The organism is Actinomadura physcomitrii, assembly GCF_008923205.2.
In the GTDB taxonomy this organism is placed as follows: domain Bacteria; phylum Actinomycetota; class Actinomycetes; order Streptosporangiales; family Streptosporangiaceae; genus Spirillospora; species Spirillospora physcomitrii.
In genome coordinates this window covers 1-16787 of sequence record NZ_WBMS02000079.1, presented here as the reverse complement: position 1 = coordinate 16787, position 16787 = coordinate 1, and the positions used below count along the sequence as shown (strand labels likewise).

Here is a 16787-nt window from a genome sequence, read left to right as displayed (position 1 = left end):
CCCCCCCCCCCCCCCCCCCCGCCCCCGGCGGGGGGGGGCGGTTCCCCCCCCCCCCCCCCGCCGCCGTGTTCCGTCCGGGCCTAGGACGCGGTGCCGGACTGCTCCGCCCCCGCGGCGTTGGCCGCGTGCTCAGCGGCAGCCGCCGCGGCGTTCAGCGTCCGGACCCGCCGCGTCTCCTGCGCGCGCTTGGCGAGGCTGTCGTCGTCGGGGTACCGGATCTCCTCCAGCGACAGGCCGTGCGCCGGCGCGACGTTCACGCCCGAATCCCGGACCCGCGCCGCCAGCACCTGCGCGGGCCACTCCACGTCGCGGCGCCCGTCCCCCACCATCAGCAGCGCGCCCACCAGCGCGCGGACCATCGAATGGCAGAACGCGTCCGCCTCGACCGTCGCGAGCGCCAGATGCGGGTCCCGGTCGTCGCGCGCCCACTCGTAGCGCAGCAGTTCCCGGATCGTCGTCGCGCCCTCCCGCTTGCGGCAGTACGCGGCGAAGTCGTTCTCCCCCACCAGCAGCCGCGCGGCCTCGTTCATCCGGTCCAGGTTCAGCGGACGCGGATGCCACAGCACGTCGTGGCGGCGCAGCGGCTCCACGCCCACCGGGTTGTCGCACACCCGGTACACGTAGCGGCGCGCCAGCGCCGAGAAGCGGGCGTCGAAGCCCTCCGGCGCCACCGACACCCGCCACACGCGCACGTCCGGCGGCAGCAGCCCCGCCAGCCGGCGCGGCATCGTCCCGTTGATCGCCGAGTACGCGGCGACCGGCACCACCAGGTGCGCCACCTGCGCGCGCGCGTGGACGCCCGCGTCGGTGCGTCCCGCGACCGTCAGCATCGGCGGCGGGTCCAGCCGCAGCATCCGCGCCAGGGCGTCCTCGATCACCCCCTGGACGGTGCGCTGGTTCGGCTGCCGGGCCCAGCCCGCGAAGTCCGTCCCGTCGTATCCGATGTCGAGGCGGAGCCTTACCAGTGCGGTCATGTCAGGTGGACTGTCCCTCTGCAACGTGGCTGTTCCGTTCTCCCATGTGTACGCGCCGTTGCTTCCCTGACCTGGCCATAGGTCCAGTCTGGCAAAGACGAAGCCCGCCGTCCCGCAAGGGGAACGGCGGGCCCATTCATCATGTCGGCCGAAACCGTCAACGCAATCGCCAAGGGAATGGATAACCCCGCGTGCGCGGGGAGCACTCCTGGACTGGCTCGATCACTGCCATCGGGGCCGGATCATCCCCGCATACGCGGGGCGCACCCTTGGCGATGACTACTTTACTTAGCGTCGCCCTCGTCGGTCCCGGATTCGGCCTCGACGCCGGTCTCGGCCGTCGCAGGGGCCTCGGTCTCTTCGGCGGTGGTCTCCGCCAGAGTCTCGGCCGGCTTTTCCTCCGCCGCCGGGGCGGCCTGCGCGGTCCCCGTGGCGGCCGGCATTTCCTCCTGCACCAGCTCGATCACGGCCATCGGTGCCGCGTCGCCCTTGCGCGGCCCGATCTTGGTGATCCGGGTGTAGCCGCCGGGACGGTTCTCGAAGCGCGGCGCGATCTCGGTGAAGAGCTCGTGCACGACGCTCTTGTCGCGGATCGTCCGGGCCACCAGGCGACGGTTGTGCAGGTCGCCCTTCTTGGCCTTGGTGATCAGCTTCTCCGCCAGCGGACGCACCCGCCGGGCCTTGGCCTCGGTGGTGGTGATGCGGCCGTGCTCGAACAGCGCCGTCGCCAGGTTCGCCAGGATCAGCTTCTGGTGCGCGGCGCTACCGCCGAGGCGGGGGCCCTTGGTGGGCTGCGGCATGGTTCTTCCTTCCTGCACCGGCCGTGTCAGGTACCGGTGTCAGCTGGTTCCGGAACGGCCGGGGAACGCAGGCCCCCGGCCGTTCCGGAATCGGGTTTCTAGTACTGCTCGGTCTCGGCGTAGCTCTGGTCGTCGTCGCCGTAGTTGTCGGCCGCCGCGCTCGGGTCGAACCCGGGCGGGGAGTCCTTCAGCGACAGGCCCATGTCGTTGAGCTTCTGCTTGACCTCTTCGATCGACTTGGCGCCGAAATTCCTTATGTCGAGGAGGTCCTGCTCGCTGCGGGCCACGAGCTCGCCCACCGAGTGGATGCCCTCGCGCTTCAGGCAGTTGTAGGAGCGGACCGTCAGGTTCAGCTCCTCGATCGGCAGGGCCAGGTCCGCGGCGAGCGCGGCGTCCGTCGGGGACGGGCCCATGTCGATGCCCTCGGCCTCGACGTTGAGCTCCCGGGCCAGCCCGAACAGCTCGACGAGGGTCTTGCCCGCGGAGGCGACCGCGTCGCGCGGCAGCATGCAGGCCTTGGTCTCCACGTCCAGGATCAGGCGGTCGAAGTCGGTGCGCTGCTCGACCCGGGTCGCCTCGACCTTGTAGGTGACCTTCAGCACGGGCGAGTAGATGGAGTCGATCGGGATCCGGCCGATCTCCTGGCCCGGCTGCTTGTTCTGCGCGGCGGAGACGTAGCCGCGGCCGCGCTCGACCGTCAGCTCCATCTCCAGCTTGGCCTTGTTGTTCAGGGTGGCGATGTGCAGGTCCGGGTTGTGGACCTCGACGCCCGCCGGCGGCGCGATGTCGGCCGCGGTGACCTCGCCCGGGCCCTGCTTGCGCAGGTACATCACCACGGGCTCGTCGTGCTCGGAGGAGACCACCAGCTCCTTGAGGTTCAGGATGATGTCGGTGACATCCTCCTTGACCCCGGGGACGGTGGAGAACTCGTGGAGCACGCCCTCGATCCGGATGCTGGTGACGGCCGCACCGGGGATCGAGGAGAGCAGCGTACGGCGCAGCGAGTTGCCGATCGTGTAGCCGAAGCCCGGCTCCAGCGGCTCGATGGTGAACCGCGACCGGTACTCGTCGACCTGCTCTTCGTTGAGAGTTGGACGCTGAGCGATGAGCATGTTGGTGCCTTCTTCCCGCGGTGCCCGCTATTTGACGACCGCGTTTCGGAATGTTCCCCGTCCCACCAGGATGCCACGCGAAGCGCGGCATCCCGATGGGACGCGGGATCCTGCTTGGCGAGCCCCTACTTGGAGTAGAGCTCGACGATCAGCTGCTCCTGGACGGGAGCGTCGATCTGCTGCCGGACCGGCAGCGCGTGCACGAGGATCCGCATCTTCTCGCCGTCGATCCCGAGCCACGCCGGGACCTGGCGCTCGCCGACCTCGGCCTTGGCGACCTGGAACGGCGTCATCTCGAGCGACTTGCTCTTGACGTCGACGATGTCGGCCTCGCTCACCAGGAAGGACGGGATGTTGACCTTCTTGCCGTTGACCCGGATGTGGCCGTGGCGGATGAGCTGGCGGGCCATGTCGCGGGACTTGGCGAAGCCCGCGCGGTAGACCACGTTGTCGAGCCGGCGCTCGAGCAGGCGCAGCAGGTTCTCACCCGTCTTGCCGCCCTGGCGGTTCGCCTCGACGTAGTAGTTGCTGAACTGCCGCTCCAGCACGCCGTAGATGCGCTTGGCCTTCTGCTTCTCGCGCAGCTGCAGCAGGTACTCGGTCTCCTTGGGCCGGCCGCGTCCGTGCTCACCCGGCGGGTAGGGACGGATCTCGATCGGGCACTTCGGGCCCTCGCACTTGCTGCCCTTGAGGAACAGCTTCATCTTCTCGCGGCGGCAGAGCTTGCAGTCCGCACCGGTGTAACGAGCCATTGTTCTGTGATCTCCCCTACGGCTCAGACGCGGCGGCGCTTGGGCGGCCGGCAGCCGTTGTGCGGAACGGGCGTGACGTCCTGGATGGAGCCCACCTCCAGGCCGGTGGCCTGGAGGGAGCGGATCGCGGTCTCGCGACCGGAGCCGGGGCCCTTGACGAAGACGTCGACCTTGCGCATGCCGTGCTCCATCGCGCGCCGGGCGGCGGCCTCGGCGGCCTGCTGCGCGGCGAACGGGGTCGACTTGCGCGAGCCCTTGAAGCCCACGTGGCCCGAGGAGGCCCAGGAGATCACGTTGCCGTTGGGGTCGGTGATCGAGACGATCGTGTTGTTGAACGTGCTCTTGATGTGGGCGTGCCCGTGAGCGACGTTCTTCTTCTCCTTGCGGCGCACCTTCTTGGCGCCGACACGGCTCTTAGGAGGCATCTGCTCTCTCTACTCTCGAGGTCATCGATCCGGAGGACCGACTCCGGACTACTTCTTGCCGGCCTTCTTCTTGCCGGCCACGGTCTTCTTCTTGCCCTTGCGGGTGCGCGCGTTGGTCTGCGTGCGCTGGCCGTGGACGGGAAGCCCGCGGCGGTGCCGGATGCCCTGGTAGCACCCGATCTCGATCTTGCGGCGGATGTTCGACTGGATCTCGCGGCGAAGGTCGCCCTCGATCTGGTAGTTCTTCTCGATCCAGTCGCGCAGCTTGACCAGCTCGTCGTCGCCGAGCTGGTGCACCCGCAGGTCACCGCTGATGCCGGTGCCCTCCAGGGTCGCCAGGGCCCGGGTCCGGCCGATGCCGAAGATGTAGGTGAGAGCGACCTCCAGGCGCTTTTCGCGCGGGAGGTCGACGCCGAGGAGGCGTGCCATCTTGGGCAGTTCCCTTCATTTCGCGGAGGTATGGACGCATCGCCTCCGCACACACCCTGCCCGGGTGGCGGCCTCGGCCTCCGTCGTCCGAGGGTGCCCCTTCACACAGTGGTGCCGTACGACCCGGTCACCCGGAGGTCTCGCGACCGGCGGGCGGGGCGTACGGCGACCTGTGCGAAGGCTGCGATGCGCTTGCCGTGGTGAGCGTTCCGGCGGGTGCCGGTCAGCCCTGACGCTGCTTGTGGCGCGGGTCGGAGCAGATGACCATGACCCGGCCGTGCCGGCGGATGACGCGGCACTTGTTGCAGATCTTCTTGACGCTCGGCTTGACCTTCACTGGGTCTCCTAGAGATAAGGGTCACCCCCGCGCCGCCACGCACGGGGAAGGCAACCCCAGTGGGATTACTTGTAGCGGTAGACGATCCGACCGCGCGTGAGGTCGTAGGGGCTCAGCTCCACAACGACGCGGTCGTCCGGCAGGATCCGGATGTAGTGCATCCGCATCTTGCCGCTGATGTGGGCGAGCACCTTGTGCCCGTTGTCGAGCTCCACCCGGAACATGGCGTTCGGGAGGGACTCGATGACGGTGCCCTCGATCTCGATGGCCCCTTCTTTCTTGGGCATGTCCTCCGCGCTTCACTGATCGGCTCATTGGACCCGGCCCGTCGGGCCCCGCGAAGGGCACGGCCGCGCCCATGCCACGACGCGGACGCATCGAGAACAAGGGGAACAGGCGGCCTACAACGGACCGGCACAGCAGTCTACGTCACCGAACCGCCCAATGCGAAATCAACGCATGATATGGGTCCGGAGACTGCTTCCGAGTCAAGCATACCTCGCTCGCGCGTTGTACCTTTCAGGTGAGATACGTCGGAGGAGGGTCAGCATGCCGAGCTATGACTTCGCGCTGATCCTGAGCCGTCCCCTCTACGAGGACGAGCTGGACCCCCTGTTCGACCGCACGCACGGTGCCGTCACCGTGTCCGTCATCAGCGAGCCGCAGCACGCCGACCGGCCGGGCAACGCCTCCTGCGCATGGCAGGGCGCGACCCTCGCCGCCGCGATCATGGAGGTCGTCGAGCACGTCGAGGCCAGCGCGGAGGGCCTGCACGTGCTGCAGGTCGAGGCCGACCCGCTGCTGACCATCCGCGACATCGCCGACCGCGTCGGCAAGTCGGCGGACTCGGTCCGACACGCGATCACCGGCGCGCGCGGCGCCACCGGCTTCCCCGCGTCCGAGATCTCCACGGCGGGCCACCGGCTGTGGCGCTGGTCGAAGGTCGCCGCCTGGTACGGCGTCGACGACCCGCAGCTCGTGGAGGCCAAGCCGACCGTCCAGGCGATCAACGGCTGGCTGGCCCTGCGCGACGTCGTCCCGGACGTCGCCCCCGCCCCCGAGGACGTCACCTCGGCCCTCTCCCTGGTCATCCCCCACGTCGCCTGACCCGCCCGCCGCCGGCGGCGTCAGGAACGCGCCCCCTCTACAGCCCCCTGCGGGGAAGGCCCGGCGACCGCCGCCCAAGGAGAGGTTTCCGTCCAGTCCGGCCCCTGGCCGGCCGCGCACTGCGCCCGGGACGTGTCCCTCGACACGTGCCAGACCAGCGGCACCGTCCGCCCGTCGTCCAGCGTGATGTCCTCGGTCTCGGCGGCGGTGAGGCCGACGCGCCGCACGGCCTCGATGGCGACTTCGTTCCCGGGGTCCACCGAGCAGCGCACCTCGGTGAGGCCCAGATGACGATGGGCGATTTCGCGCCACGCCTCGATCAGTCCCGCCATGGGGCCGGGTTCCCTGTAGGCGGGCGCCAACCAGCCGCCTGCTCGGCCCGTCCCCTCGCTCACCGGCGTGATCCCCAATGCTCCGGCGAGCCTGGGCCGCTCCCGATCGAGGGCCACGAACAGGTTCGGCAAGGGGATGGCGGGCGCGCCGTTCGAGGACGGCCGCATCGCCATGCGCCAGCGCAGCGCGCGGCGCCGTCGCCAGGCGGGGACGACCAGGTGGGCGGGCCAGCCCAGGCCGCGCTGGGCCTCCGGGTCGCTTCCGGCCGCCAGCAGGGGGAGGGCGTCGGCGTGGGTGGCGGTGCGCAGGAACAGTTCGGGTGTCGCGAGCGCGTGGCGGCCGGGGGCGCAGGTGCCGAGGGTCTCCGGAGTCCAGGGCGGCACGAACATCACTCCTGGGGCGTTCGTTTTATGGGGTGAGCGGCAGCGTAGCGGTGCCGGTTCGACAGGGAGGCGCTCGGACGCGAAGATCGTCTGCGGCGCCGGGGGGCCGGGGGTGTCCGGAAGGCTGGGCCGTGATGTGCTGGGACATGCCCTGGCGAGGGGAGGATCAATGGCGATCATCGCGCAGCTGAGCGACATCCACCTGGCCGCCGGACGTGACGGCCGGGTGGACGACGCGTCCGGACCGGTGCGGGCCCTGCGCGCGGCGGTGTCCAGCCTGCTGGCGCTGCCGGCGCGGCCGGACGCGGTGGTGCTGACCGGCGACCTCGCCGACGGCGGGCGGCCGGAGGAGTACGCGCGGCTGCACGCGCTGCTGTCGCCGCTGCCGATGGCGATCTACCCGATGCCCGGCAATCACGACGACCGGGACGCGATGCGCGCCGCGTTCGGCGACCATCCCGCGGTCGTGGACACCGGGGTCGCGCCGCAGGCGCCCGTCCAGTACGCGGTGGACGTGGCGGACGTGCGGCTGGTGTGCTGCGACACGACGGTGGACGGGCATCCGCACGGGCACATGAGCGAGGAGCGGCTCGCCTGGCTGGACGGGGCGCTCGGGGCCGCGCCGGCGACGCCGACGGTGGTCGCGACGCACCATCCGCCGTTCCCGATCGGGATCAGGTTCATCGACGACATGCGGTTCGTCGACCCGGCGGGGTTCGCGAAGGTGATCTCCCGGCATCCGCAGGTGGTGCGGATCATCTCGGGGCACGTGCACCGGGGATCGGTGGGGTCGCTGGCCGGGACGGTCAGCACGACGTGCCCGAGCACGTACCGGCAGCTGTTCCTGGACCTGACGCATCCGGGGCGGGCGGCGGTGACCGGGGAGCCCGCGGGGTTCGCGGTGCATCTGGTGACCGACGAGGGCGCGGCCACGACGCATTTCGTGCCGACGGGCAACTACCGCCCGCTGATGGACGTGGAGTAGGCCCTTGATCAGCGGCGGCGCGGCCCGAAGACCGTGCCCATGAGCAGGATCGCGCCCCACGGCCCGGCCACCCAGATCCACCACGGGTAGACCACGTTGCCGGTGACGGCGAGGGCCAGCCACACCACGAGGTTGATCGCGCTGACGGTCGCCCAGGTCACCCAGACGGCCCGGCCGCCCTGCCGGTACAGGTCGCCGCCCGAGCGCCGCACGGCCGGGCTCGCGGTGCTGTTGGGGCGCGACGCCGGGATCGGGTACTGGAACAGGTCCTGCTCGGGCAGGTCGGAGGTGATCTCCTGCAGGTCGCCGATGGTCTTGGCGGCGTACGTCGACTCCAGCCGCTCGTGCATCTCGTCCATCGTGATCCGGCCCTCGGCGCAATGCTCCCGCAGGCTCGCCGCCACCCGGTCGCGGTCGGCGTCCGATGCCCGGATGTCAGGGTTCGGCGCCATCGATGCCCTCCCGATCGTCACCGCTACGGTCCTCCTGCAATCAGCCTACTTCCAGCTTGCCGAACCACTCCCGGCCTTCGTCCAGCGCGGTGAGGACGCGAGGGCCGTCCGGGGTGACGGCGAACGTGTGCTCGAAGTGCGCGGAGGACCGGCCGTCGGTGGTGATCACCGTCCAGCCGTCGTCGAGCTCCAGGGTGTCCTTGGTGCCGAGGTTGACCATCGGCTCCACCGCGAAGCACATCCCGACCTCCAGCTCCGGGCCGTGCCCGGGGGCGCCGTGGTTGGGGATCAGCGGGTCCATGTGCATCTCGGTCCCGATGCCGTGCCCGCCGTAGCCCTCGACGATGCCGTAGGGGCCCTGAGAGCGGATGTGGGACTCGATCGCGTGCGACATGTCCGTGAGGCGGGCCCCGACCTTCCCGGCCGCCAGGCCGTGCCACAGGGACGTCTCGGTGACCTCCAGCAGCCGCCGCAGCTCATCGGTGATCTCCCCGACCGGGACGGTGATCGCCGCGTCGCCGTGCCAGCCGTCCACGATCGCGCCGCAGTCGAGGGAGATGACGTCGCCGTCCCGCAGGATCTTGTCCGGCCGCGGGATGCCGTGCACGATCTCCTCGTTGATCGACGCGCAGATCGTCCCGGTGAAGCCGTGGTAGCCGAGGAACGACGGGACCCCGCCGTGGTCGCGGATGTGCCGCTCGGCGATCTCGTCGAGGTCCTTGGTGCTGATCCCCGGCTTCACCGCCTCCCGGAGCACCTCCAGCGTGCGGCCCACCAGGAGCCCGGCGGCCCGCATCCGCTCGATCTGCTCCGGTGTCTTCACCTGGATCGCGGGCCTGCGCCGTTTGAACATCACTTCCCCCTAACGAAGATCGCCGGGACCGCCCGAAGCGGCCCCGGCGTCCACATCCACCGTCCACACCCAGACCCGCCTTGCACGGCCCGGAGCCGAGAACGGCCTGGCGCCGTCTCCATGCTCTTTGCCCGCTGACGCGCCAGTTCAGGGGACCGCAAAATGCGCGGTCCCCGGGCTCAGTCCCTCAGTCCCTCTCCAGCGGACGGAGCGCGGTGAGGGCGCGCTTGGTGACCTCCTCGACCGGGCCGGTCGCGTCGATCCCGACGAGGATGTTCTCGTCCGCGTAGAACTGCACCAGCGGCGACGTGTCGTGGCGGTACACCTCCAGCCGGTGCATGACGACCTCTTCCTTGTCGTCGTCGCGCTGGAAGAGCCGCCCGCCGCAGTCGTCGCAGACGTCGTCCTGCTTGTCGTCGAAGTCGACGTGCCAGATCCGGCCGCACTTGTCGCAGGTGCGCCGGCCCGACAGCCGCCGGACGACCTCGTCCTCGTCGACGACCAGTTCCAGGACGATGTCCAGGCGGGTGTCCCACTCGGCGAGGATCTTCTTCAGCGTCTCGGCCTGCGGGACGTTGCGCGGGAACCCGTCGAGCAGGAACCCGTCGCGCGCGTCGTCCTCGGCCAGCCGGTCACGCACCATCGCGATCGTGACCTCGTCGGGGACGAGGTCGCCGCGGTCCATGAACTCCTTGGCCTGCCGGCCGAGTTCGGTGCCGCCGCTCACGTTGGCGCGGAAGATGTCACCTGTCGAGATCTTCGGGATGGACAGATGCGATGCGATGAACTGGGCCTGCGTCCCCTTGCCCGCTCCCGGGGGGCCCACCAGCACGATACGCACTACCGGAGGAAGCCCTCGTAGTTGCGCTGCTGTAGCTGACTCTCGATCTGCTTCACGGTATCCAGTCCGACGCCGACGACGATGAGGATGCTCGTGCCGCCGAAGGGGAAGTTCTGGGTCGCGTTCAGGAGTGCGAACGCCACCATGGGGATCAGGGCGACGAGCCCCAGGTAGAGCGCACCGGGTGTGGTGATCCGGGTCAGCACGTAGTCGAGGTACTCGGCGGTCGGCCGGCCAGGACGGATACCTGGGATGAATCCACCATACTTCTTCATGTTGTCGGCTACTTCAGTGGGGTTGAAGGTGATCGCCACATAGAAGTACGTGAAGAAGATGATGAAGACGAAGAAGATCCCCATGTGCCAGGCGTTGTCCTGCTGGAGGTAGGGCTGGATCTTCTGCAGCCACTTGGTGTTCGGCCACAGCTGCGTCGCGAGCACCGGCAGGTACAGCAGCGATGAGGCGAAGATCACCGGGATGATGCCCGCCTGGTTGACCTTCAGCGGGATGTAGGTCGACGTGCCGCCGTACATCCGCCGGCCCACCATCCGCTTGGCGTACTGCACCGGGATCCGGCGCTGCGCCTGCTCGACGAAGACCACGCCCGCCATGATCGCCAGACCGACGATGATCACCAGCGCGAACACGAACCCGTTCTTGGCCTTGTAGATGCTCCAGAACTGGGACGGGAAGACCGCCACCACCTGCGTGAAGATCAGGATCGACATGCCGTTGCCGACGCCGCGGTCGGTCACCAGCTCGCCCAGCCACATGATCACCGTGGTGCCCGCCACCATGCAGATCACCATGGTGACGATCGGGAACACGCCGGTGTCGTACAGGATGTCGTCGGTGCCCGACTGGCCCTGGAACAGCTGCCCGGTGCTGGCCATCGCCACGATGCCGGTCGCCTGCAGGATCGCCAGCCCCACCGTCAGGTACCGGGTGTACTGGGTGATCTTCGTGGTGCCGGCCTGGCCCTCCTTCTTCAGGGCCTCCAGCCGCGGGATCACCACCGTCAGCAGCTGCAGGATGATGCTCGCCGTGATGTACGGCATGATCCCCAGCGCGAACACCGACAGCTTCAGCAGCGCGCCGCCGCTGAACAGGTCGACGAGGCCGTACAGCTGGTTGCTCTTCTTCGCCGCGTCCGCGGTCGACTTCAGCACGCTCACGTTCACGTTCGGCGCCGGAAGGGTCGCCCCGATCCGGAACACCAGGATCATGAACAACGTGAACAACAGCTTCTTACGCAGGTCGGGCGTACGGAAAGCCCGAGTGAACGCGGTCAGCACCATTCCTCCTGCGCGACTGGCGAGAACAAGGCCGCCGAGGGGCCGGTTACAGGTCCATGAGGTCCGGCGGAAACGAAGATCGTGGGGAACATCACGCGCGCCGCTCCCGCCGGTGTGACTCTAACAGCAGATGAGACCGGGGCCGCCCCGCCCGCCCCGCGGGCCCTACGGCCCGCGGCGCAAGGCGAGACGGCCCCGGCATCGAAGGTGTCGCCCTACAGCTCGTCGGCGGTCCCGCCGGCGGCGGCGATCTTCTCCTTGGCGGCGCCGGAGAAGGCGTGCGCCTTCACCTGCACGGCCACCGAGATCTCGCCGGTGCCGAGGACCTTCACCGGACGGCCGCGGCGCACCGCGCCCTTGGCCGCCAGGTCCTCGGCGGTGACCTCGCCGCCCTCGGGGTAGAGCGCGGCGAGCTTGTCCAGGTTCACCACCTGGAACTCGACCCGGTTCGGGTTCTTGAAGCCCTTCAGCTTCGGCACCCGGCGGATCAGCGGCATCTGGCCGCCCTCGAACCCGACCGGCACCGTGCTGCGGGCCTTGGTGCCCTTGGTGCCGCGGCCCGCGGTCTTGCCCTTGGACGCCTCGCCGCGGCCCTTGCGGACCTTGGCCTTGTTGGCACCGGGGGCCGGACGCAGGTCGTGGATCTTGAGCGGCGTGCCGTCCTTGCTCAGATCGGCGGCCATGTCAGTCGACCTCCTCGACGGTGACCAGGTGGGCCACCGTCCGGATCATGCCGAGCACCTCGGGGCGGTCCTCGCGGACAACGCTCTGCCCGATCCGCTTCAGGCCGAGGGTGCGCAGCGTGTCACGCTGGTTCTGCTTCTCGCTGATCACGGACTTGGTCTGCGTGATCTTCAGGTTGCTCATCAGCTCGCGACCTCCGCCCGCGGCTCGCTGCCCGCCGCGCGGGCGCGCAGCATGGCCGCCGGGGCGACGTCCTCGATCGGCAGGCCGCGCTTGGCCGCGATCTCCTCCGGACGCTTCAGCGACTTCAGTCCCGCGATCGTGGCGTGCACGATGTTGATCGCGTTGTCGCTGCCCAGCGACTTGCTCAGCACGTCGTGGATGCCCGCGCACTCCAGCACCGCGCGCACCGGGCCGCCGGCGATCACGCCGGTACCGGGGGCGGCCGGCCGCAGCAGGACCTCGCCCGCCGCGTCCCGCGCCTGCACCAGGTGCGGGATGGTGCCCTGGATCCGCGGCACCTTGAAGAAGTGCTTCTTGGCCTCCTCGACGCCCTTGGCGATCGCCGCGGGCACCTCCTTGGCCTTGCCGTAGCCGACGCCGACGGTGCCGTTGCCGTCACCGACGATCACCAGGGCGGTGAAGCTGAACCGGCGACCGCCCTTGACGACCTTGGCGACACGGTTGATCGCCACGACCTTCTCGATGTACGACTGGCCCTTGTCGGCGCCACCGCGGCGGTCGTCGCGGCGGCCGTCGCGACGGTCGCCACCCTGACCGCCACCACGCCTCTGCGCTGCCATCAGTGGTTCCTCTCGTTTGCCTTGGAAAGGGCCATCAGAGCTCCAGGCCCCCCTCGCGCGCACCCTCCGCGACAGCGGCGATGCGGCCGTGGTACTTGTTGCCGCCGCGGTCGAACACGACCGCGGAGACGCCGGCCTCCTTCGCGCGGGCGGCGACGAGCTCGCCGACCTTGCGGGACTTGGCCGTCTTGTCGCCGGAGTCGGCGCGCAGGTCCGCCTCCATCGTCGACGCGTAGGCCAGCGTGTGGCCCTTGCTGTCGTCGATGACCTGGACGAACACGTGCCTGGTGGAGCGGGTCACGACCAGGCGAGGACGCGCGGCGCTGCCCACGACCTTCTTGCGGACCCGCAGGTGCCGGCGCTTGCGGGCCTTGGCCCGCGCCGACGTGGCCTTGGCGGCCAGGGTCTTGGTGCCTGCCATGACTACTTACCAGCCTTTCCGACATTCGGAAGCGCAGCGGCGGATCTGCTCGCCCTCATCACTTGCCGGCCTTTCCGACCTTGCGGCGGATCTGCTCGCCCTCGTACCGCACGCCCTTGCCCTTGTAGGGGTCGGGCTTGCGCAGCTTGCGGATGTTCGCGGCGATCTCGCCGACCTTCTGCTTGTCGATGCCCTCGACCGTCAGCTGGGTCGGCCGCTCCACCGTGAAGGTGATGCCCTCGGGGGGCTCGACCGTGATCGGGTGGCTGTACCCGAGCGAGAACTCGAGGTTCTTGCCCTTGGCCACCACACGGTAGCCGACGCCCTGGATGACCAGGGTCTTCTTGTAGCCCTCGGTGACACCGACGACCATGTTGTTGATCAGCGAGCGGGTGAGCCCGTGCAGCGCCCGCACCGTGTTGACGTCGTTCGGCCGGGTCACGGTGACCTGGCCGTCCTCCACCTGAACCTCGATCGGCTCGGCCACGGTGTGCGACAGCGTGCCCTTCGGCCCCTTGACGGTGACCTCCCGGCCGTCGAGCCTGACCTCGACGCCGCTGGGCACGGTGATGGGGAGACGTCCGATTCGCGACATTGTTAGAGCCCTCCCCTCACCAGACGTAGGCGAGGACTTCGCCGCCCACGCCGCGCTTGCCCGCCTGCCGGTCGGTCATCAGGCCGGAGGACGTCGAGATGATCGCGACGCCCAGCCCGCCCAGCACCTTCGGCAGGTTGTCCTTCTTCGCGTACACGCGCAGACCCGGCTTCGAGACGCGCTTGATGCCGGCGATCGAACGCTCGCGGGTCGGCCCGAACTTGAGCTCGATGGTGAGCTTCTTGCCGACCTCGGCGTCCTCCACGGTCCAGCCCGAGATGTAGCCCTCCTGCTGGAGGATCTCGGCGATGTGCGCCTTGATCTTCGAGTACGGCATCGCCACCGAGTCGTGGTACGCCGAATTCGCGTTCCGCAGACGCGTCAGCATGTCTGCGATCGGGTCGGTCATCGTCATGGCCTGCTGGCCCTCCCTCGCCACGGTTTCCTCGGGGTGATGTCGTCCCGTGGACCTTTGGCGTGGTCGTGGGCACCCGTGCGGATGCCCGGTGGTTGATACACGCCGGCGGGCTCCCCCGTCGCCGGGGGGAGGCTCCTACCAGCTGGACTTGGTGATGCCCGGCAGCTCGCCGCGGTGGGCCATCTCCCGGAAGCACACGCGGCACAGGCCGAACTTCCGGTAGACGGAGCGCGGGCGCCCGCAGCGCGAGCAACGAGTGTACGCGCGCACGCCGAACTTCGGCTTCCGCGCCGCCTTGGCGATCAGCGACTTCTTCGCCATCTGCTCAGTTCTCCTTGAAGGGGAAGCCCAGGAGCTTGAGCAGCGCCCGGCCCTCGTCGTCGGTCTTCGCGGTCGTCACGACCGTGATGTCCATGCCCCGCGTCCGGTCGATCTTGTCCGGGTCGACCTCGTGGAACATGACCTGCTCGGTCAGCCCGAAGGTGTAGTTGCCGTTGCCGTCGAACTGCTTCGGCGACAGGCCGCGGAAGTCGCGGATGCGGGGCAGCGCGGTGGCGAGCAACCGGTCGAGGAACTCCCACATCCGGTCGCCGCGCAGCGTGGCGTGCGCGCCGATCGGCATGCCCTCGCGCAGCTTGAACTGCGCGATCGACTTGCGGGCCCGGTTCACGGCCGGCTTCTGCCCGGTGATCTGGGACAGGTCGCGGATCGCGCCCTCGATCAGCTTGGCGTCCTTCGCCGCGTCGCCGACGCCCATGTTGACCACGATCTTGGTCAGCCCGGGGATCTGCATGACGTTGGCGTAGCCGAACTGCTCCTGCATCTGCTTCGCGATCTCCTCGCGGTAGCGGAGCTTGAGCCTCGGCTGCGGGACGGGACGCTCGGTGACGGTGTCGGTCATCGGTCTCAGATCTCCTTACCGCTACGGCGCGAGATCCGAACCTTCGTGCCGTCCTCGTTGATGCGGTAGCCGACCCGGACCGGCTTGCCGTCCTCGGCGAGCGCGACGTTGCTGACGTGCAGCGGCGCCTCGACCGTCACGCGGCCGCTCTCCTTGCCGGCACGCTGCTGGTCGGCCTTGATGTTCTTGGTGATGAGGTTGACGCCCTCGACGACCACGCGGTCCTCGCGCGGGAGGACGCGCAGGACCTTGCCCGTGGCGCCCTTGTCCTTACCGGCGATGACGACGACCTCGTCGCCCTTGCGGATCTTCATCACAGCACCTCCGGCGCGAGCGAGATGATGCGCATGAACTTCTTCTCGCGCAGTTCGCGGCCCACCGGACCGAAGATGCGGGTGCCGCGGGGGTCCCCGCCGTCCTTGATCAGGACCGCGGCGTTCTCGTCGAAGCGGATGTAGGAGCCGTCCGGGCGCCGGCGCTCCTTGCGGGTGCGCACGACGACCGCCTTGACGACGTCACCCTTCTTCACGCCCGCGCCGGGAAGGGCGTCCTTCACCGTCGCGACGATGATGTCGCCGACTCCCGCGTAGCGCCGACCCGAGCCACCGAGAACGCGGATGCAAAGGATCTCCTTCGCACCCGTGTTGTCGGCGACCTTGAGTCGCGACTCCTGCTGGATCACGTCAACTCCTGTTCGTCACACCGGTTCTCTCCCGGACCCGGTCCGGGGAGCCTGGTGGAACCATCGGTGTTCAATGCGGGACTCGCGTCCCGCGGGGGCCTTGCGGCTCCTACTTGGCCTTCTCGAGGATCTCCACCACGCGCCAGCGCTTGGTCGCCGACAGCGGGCGGGTCTCCATGAGACGGACGCGGTCGCCGACGCCACACTCGTTGGCCTCGTCGTGCGCCTTGTAGTTCTTCGTCCGGCGGATGACCTTGTGGTACTTCGCGTGCTTCACGCGGTCCTCGACGGACACGACCACGGTCTTGTCCATCTTGTCGCTGACCACCAGGCCCTCCAGGACCTTGCGGCTGCTCCGCGCCTGTGTCTGCTCGGTCATTCGGTGCCCTCCACGGCGTCCTCGGCGACCGTGACGATGCCGAGCTCGCGCTCCCGCATCACGGTGTAGATGCGGGCGATCTCGCGCTTGACGGTGCGCAGCCGCCCGTGGCTCTCAAGCTGGCCGGTCGCGGCCTGGAAGCGGAGGTTGAACAGCTCCTCCTTCGCCTCCTTCAGCTTGGTGACCAGAACGTCCTCGGGCTCGGTCCGCAGGTCGTCGGCGGTAAGACCCTTGGCCATCAGGACTCACCCACCTCTCGCTTCACGATCTTGCACTTCATCGGCAGCTTGTGGATCGCGCGGGTCAGCGCCTCGCGGGCGATCTGCTCGTTCGGGTAGGAGATCTCGAACAGCACGCGGCCCGGCTTGATGTTCGCGACCCACCACTCCACGGAGCCCTTGCCGGAGCCCATCCGGGTCTCCGCCGGCTTCTTGGTCAGCGGACGGTCCGGGAAGATGTTGATCCAGACCTTGCCGCCGCGCTTGATGTGGCGGGTCATCGCGATACGCGCGGCCTCGATCTGCCGGTTCGTCACGTAGGCGGCCTCGACCGCCTGGATGCCGTACTCGCCGAACGTCACCTTCGTGCCGCCCTTGGCCATCCCGCGGCGCTTCGGGTGGTGCTGCTTGCGGTGCTTGACCTTGCGAGGGATCAGCATGGGTTACTCAGCTCCCCTCACCCTGCGGAGCAGCGTCGGCCGTCTGCGCCGGCTGCTCGGAACTCTGCTGCTGCTTCGGCGCCTCGGCGCCGCCGCGGGCCTCGCCGCCGCGGGCGCCGCCGCGCTCGCCGCCGCGTCCGCCCCGGCCGCCGCGCCCGCCGCCACGGC

The 16787-nt window shown here is 69.3% G+C and carries 28 protein-coding genes; 2 read left to right on the top strand and 26 right to left on the bottom strand.

The features are described from left to right. Positions 1-80 precede the first annotated feature (80 nt). From truA to infA, 8 genes are all read right to left on the bottom strand, one after another. Positions 81-974 (bottom strand): tRNA pseudouridine(38-40) synthase TruA, encoded by an 894-nt coding sequence (gene truA, locus F8568_RS45785; RefSeq protein WP_151600448.1) that lies wholly within the window; start codon positions 972-974, stop codon positions 81-83. Positions 975-1258: 284 nt separating this feature from the next. Continuing rightward, on the bottom strand, positions 1259-1774 hold the full coding sequence (gene rplQ, locus F8568_RS45780; RefSeq protein WP_151600447.1) for a 50S ribosomal protein L17: 516 nt from the start codon (positions 1772-1774) through the stop codon (positions 1259-1261). A 98-nt stretch (positions 1775-1872) separates the two neighbouring features. Next, positions 1873-2886, bottom strand: a complete 1014-nt coding sequence (locus F8568_RS45775) for a DNA-directed RNA polymerase subunit alpha (protein WP_151600446.1) — start codon at positions 2884-2886, stop codon at positions 1873-1875. 125 nt (positions 2887-3011) lie between these two features. Then, the gene (gene rpsD, locus F8568_RS45770) at positions 3012-3638 is read right to left on the bottom strand and encodes a 30S ribosomal protein S4 (RefSeq protein WP_151545520.1); all 627 of its coding nucleotides are present in this window, start codon (positions 3636-3638) and stop codon (positions 3012-3014) included. Positions 3639-3661: 23 nt separating this feature from the next. Beyond that, the gene (gene rpsK / locus F8568_RS45765; protein ID WP_021596710.1) at positions 3662-4063 is read right to left on the bottom strand and encodes a 30S ribosomal protein S11; all 402 of its coding nucleotides are present in this window, start codon (positions 4061-4063) and stop codon (positions 3662-3664) included. A 48-nt stretch (positions 4064-4111) separates the two neighbouring features. After that, on the bottom strand, positions 4112-4492 hold the full coding sequence (gene rpsM, locus F8568_RS45760; protein ID WP_151600445.1) for a 30S ribosomal protein S13: 381 nt from the start codon (positions 4490-4492) through the stop codon (positions 4112-4114). Positions 4493-4715: 223 nt separating this feature from the next. Further along, a complete protein-coding gene (rpmJ, locus tag F8568_RS45755; RefSeq protein WP_021596712.1) occupies positions 4716-4829 on the bottom strand; it encodes a 50S ribosomal protein L36 in 114 nt (37 codons plus the stop codon). A gap of 65 nt (positions 4830-4894) precedes the next feature. Further along, complete coding sequence (infA, locus tag F8568_RS45750) at positions 4895-5116, bottom strand: translation initiation factor IF-1 (protein WP_018657567.1); 222 nt, start codon at positions 5114-5116, stop codon at positions 4895-4897. Between the two features lie 262 nt (positions 5117-5378). On the opposite strand from infA, the gene F8568_RS45745 reads away from it, so the two are divergent. Next, entirely contained in the window at positions 5379-5936 is a 558-nt protein-coding gene (locus F8568_RS45745; protein WP_151600444.1) for a hypothetical protein, read from the top strand. 20 nt (positions 5937-5956) lie between these two features. Here F8568_RS45745 and F8568_RS45740 read toward each other — a convergent pair whose 3' ends face one another. Next, on the bottom strand, positions 5957-6658 hold the full coding sequence (locus F8568_RS45740; protein ID WP_160574025.1) for a GNAT family N-acetyltransferase: 702 nt from the start codon (positions 6656-6658) through the stop codon (positions 5957-5959). A 163-nt stretch (positions 6659-6821) separates the two neighbouring features. Here F8568_RS45740 and F8568_RS45735 point away from each other — a divergent pair, with 163 nt between their 5' ends. After that, entirely contained in the window at positions 6822-7637 is an 816-nt protein-coding gene (locus tag F8568_RS45735; protein ID WP_151600442.1) for a phosphodiesterase, read from the top strand. An 8-nt stretch (positions 7638-7645) separates the two neighbouring features. Here F8568_RS45735 and F8568_RS45730 read toward each other — a convergent pair whose 3' ends face one another. The 17 genes from F8568_RS45730 to rplP all read right to left on the bottom strand — a co-directional run bounded on the left by F8568_RS45730 (position 7646) and on the right by rplP (position 16619). Next, on the bottom strand, positions 7646-8089 hold the full coding sequence (locus F8568_RS45730) for a DUF1707 SHOCT-like domain-containing protein (protein ID WP_151600441.1): 444 nt from the start codon (positions 8087-8089) through the stop codon (positions 7646-7648). Between the two features lie 40 nt (positions 8090-8129). Further along, entirely contained in the window at positions 8130-8942 is an 813-nt protein-coding gene (map, locus tag F8568_RS45725) for a type I methionyl aminopeptidase (RefSeq protein WP_151600440.1), read from the bottom strand. Between the two features lie 187 nt (positions 8943-9129). Beyond that, a complete protein-coding gene (locus tag F8568_RS45720; protein WP_151600439.1) occupies positions 9130-9783 on the bottom strand; it encodes an adenylate kinase in 654 nt (217 codons plus the stop codon). Further along, positions 9783-11078 carry a preprotein translocase subunit SecY gene (secY, locus tag F8568_RS45715; RefSeq protein WP_151600450.1) on the bottom strand — a complete coding sequence of 432 codons (1296 nt, stop codon included), beginning with the start codon at positions 11076-11078 and terminating at the stop codon, positions 9783-9785. The genes F8568_RS45720 and secY overlap by 1 nt, the downstream gene beginning before the upstream one ends. 215 nt (positions 11079-11293) lie before the next feature. Further along, positions 11294-11761: a 50S ribosomal protein L15 gene (rplO, locus tag F8568_RS45710; RefSeq protein ID WP_151600438.1), complete on the bottom strand. Its 468-nt coding sequence runs from the start codon at positions 11759-11761 to the stop codon at positions 11294-11296. Between the two features lies 1 nt (position 11762). Continuing rightward, positions 11763-11945 (bottom strand): 50S ribosomal protein L30, encoded by a 183-nt coding sequence (gene rpmD / locus F8568_RS45705; protein ID WP_151600437.1) that lies wholly within the window; start codon positions 11943-11945, stop codon positions 11763-11765. Beyond that, positions 11945-12568, bottom strand: a complete 624-nt coding sequence (gene rpsE, locus F8568_RS45700) for a 30S ribosomal protein S5 (RefSeq protein WP_151600449.1) — start codon at positions 12566-12568, stop codon at positions 11945-11947. The genes rpmD and rpsE overlap by 1 nt, the downstream gene beginning before the upstream one ends. Positions 12569-12599: 31 nt before the next feature. Beyond that, positions 12600-12986, bottom strand: coding sequence for a 50S ribosomal protein L18 (gene rplR / locus F8568_RS45695; protein WP_151600436.1), 387 nt, complete (start codon positions 12984-12986; stop codon positions 12600-12602). A 58-nt stretch (positions 12987-13044) separates the two neighbouring features. Further along, positions 13045-13581: a 50S ribosomal protein L6 gene (rplF, locus tag F8568_RS45690; RefSeq protein WP_151600435.1), complete on the bottom strand. Its 537-nt coding sequence runs from the start codon at positions 13579-13581 to the stop codon at positions 13045-13047. 16 nt (positions 13582-13597) lie between these two features. After that, positions 13598-13996 carry a 30S ribosomal protein S8 gene (rpsH, locus tag F8568_RS45685; protein ID WP_151545530.1) on the bottom strand — a complete coding sequence of 133 codons (399 nt, stop codon included), beginning with the start codon at positions 13994-13996 and terminating at the stop codon, positions 13598-13600. A 138-nt stretch (positions 13997-14134) separates the two neighbouring features. Further along, complete coding sequence (locus tag F8568_RS45680) at positions 14135-14320, bottom strand: type Z 30S ribosomal protein S14 (protein WP_018657585.1); 186 nt, start codon at positions 14318-14320, stop codon at positions 14135-14137. Positions 14321-14324: 4 nt separating this feature from the next. Then, positions 14325-14900 carry a 50S ribosomal protein L5 gene (gene rplE / locus F8568_RS45675; protein ID WP_151600434.1) on the bottom strand — a complete coding sequence of 192 codons (576 nt, stop codon included), beginning with the start codon at positions 14898-14900 and terminating at the stop codon, positions 14325-14327. A gap of 5 nt (positions 14901-14905) precedes the next feature. Continuing rightward, a complete protein-coding gene (rplX, locus tag F8568_RS45670) occupies positions 14906-15214 on the bottom strand; it encodes a 50S ribosomal protein L24 (protein ID WP_151545532.1) in 309 nt (102 codons plus the stop codon). Next, positions 15214-15582: a 50S ribosomal protein L14 gene (gene rplN, locus F8568_RS45665; RefSeq protein ID WP_021596728.1), complete on the bottom strand. Its 369-nt coding sequence runs from the start codon at positions 15580-15582 to the stop codon at positions 15214-15216. Before rplN ends, rplX begins: the two co-directional genes overlap by 1 nt. A 109-nt stretch (positions 15583-15691) precedes the next feature. Then, positions 15692-15961 carry a 30S ribosomal protein S17 gene (gene rpsQ, locus F8568_RS45660; RefSeq protein WP_151600433.1) on the bottom strand — a complete coding sequence of 90 codons (270 nt, stop codon included), beginning with the start codon at positions 15959-15961 and terminating at the stop codon, positions 15692-15694. Continuing rightward, positions 15958-16200, bottom strand: coding sequence for a 50S ribosomal protein L29 (gene rpmC, locus F8568_RS45655; RefSeq protein WP_151545534.1), 243 nt, complete (start codon positions 16198-16200; stop codon positions 15958-15960). The genes rpsQ and rpmC overlap by 4 nt, the downstream gene beginning before the upstream one ends. Further along, positions 16200-16619 carry a 50S ribosomal protein L16 gene (rplP, locus tag F8568_RS45650; RefSeq protein ID WP_151600432.1) on the bottom strand — a complete coding sequence of 140 codons (420 nt, stop codon included), beginning with the start codon at positions 16617-16619 and terminating at the stop codon, positions 16200-16202. The genes rpmC and rplP overlap by 1 nt, the downstream gene beginning before the upstream one ends. Positions 16620-16787: the final 168 nt, after the last annotated feature.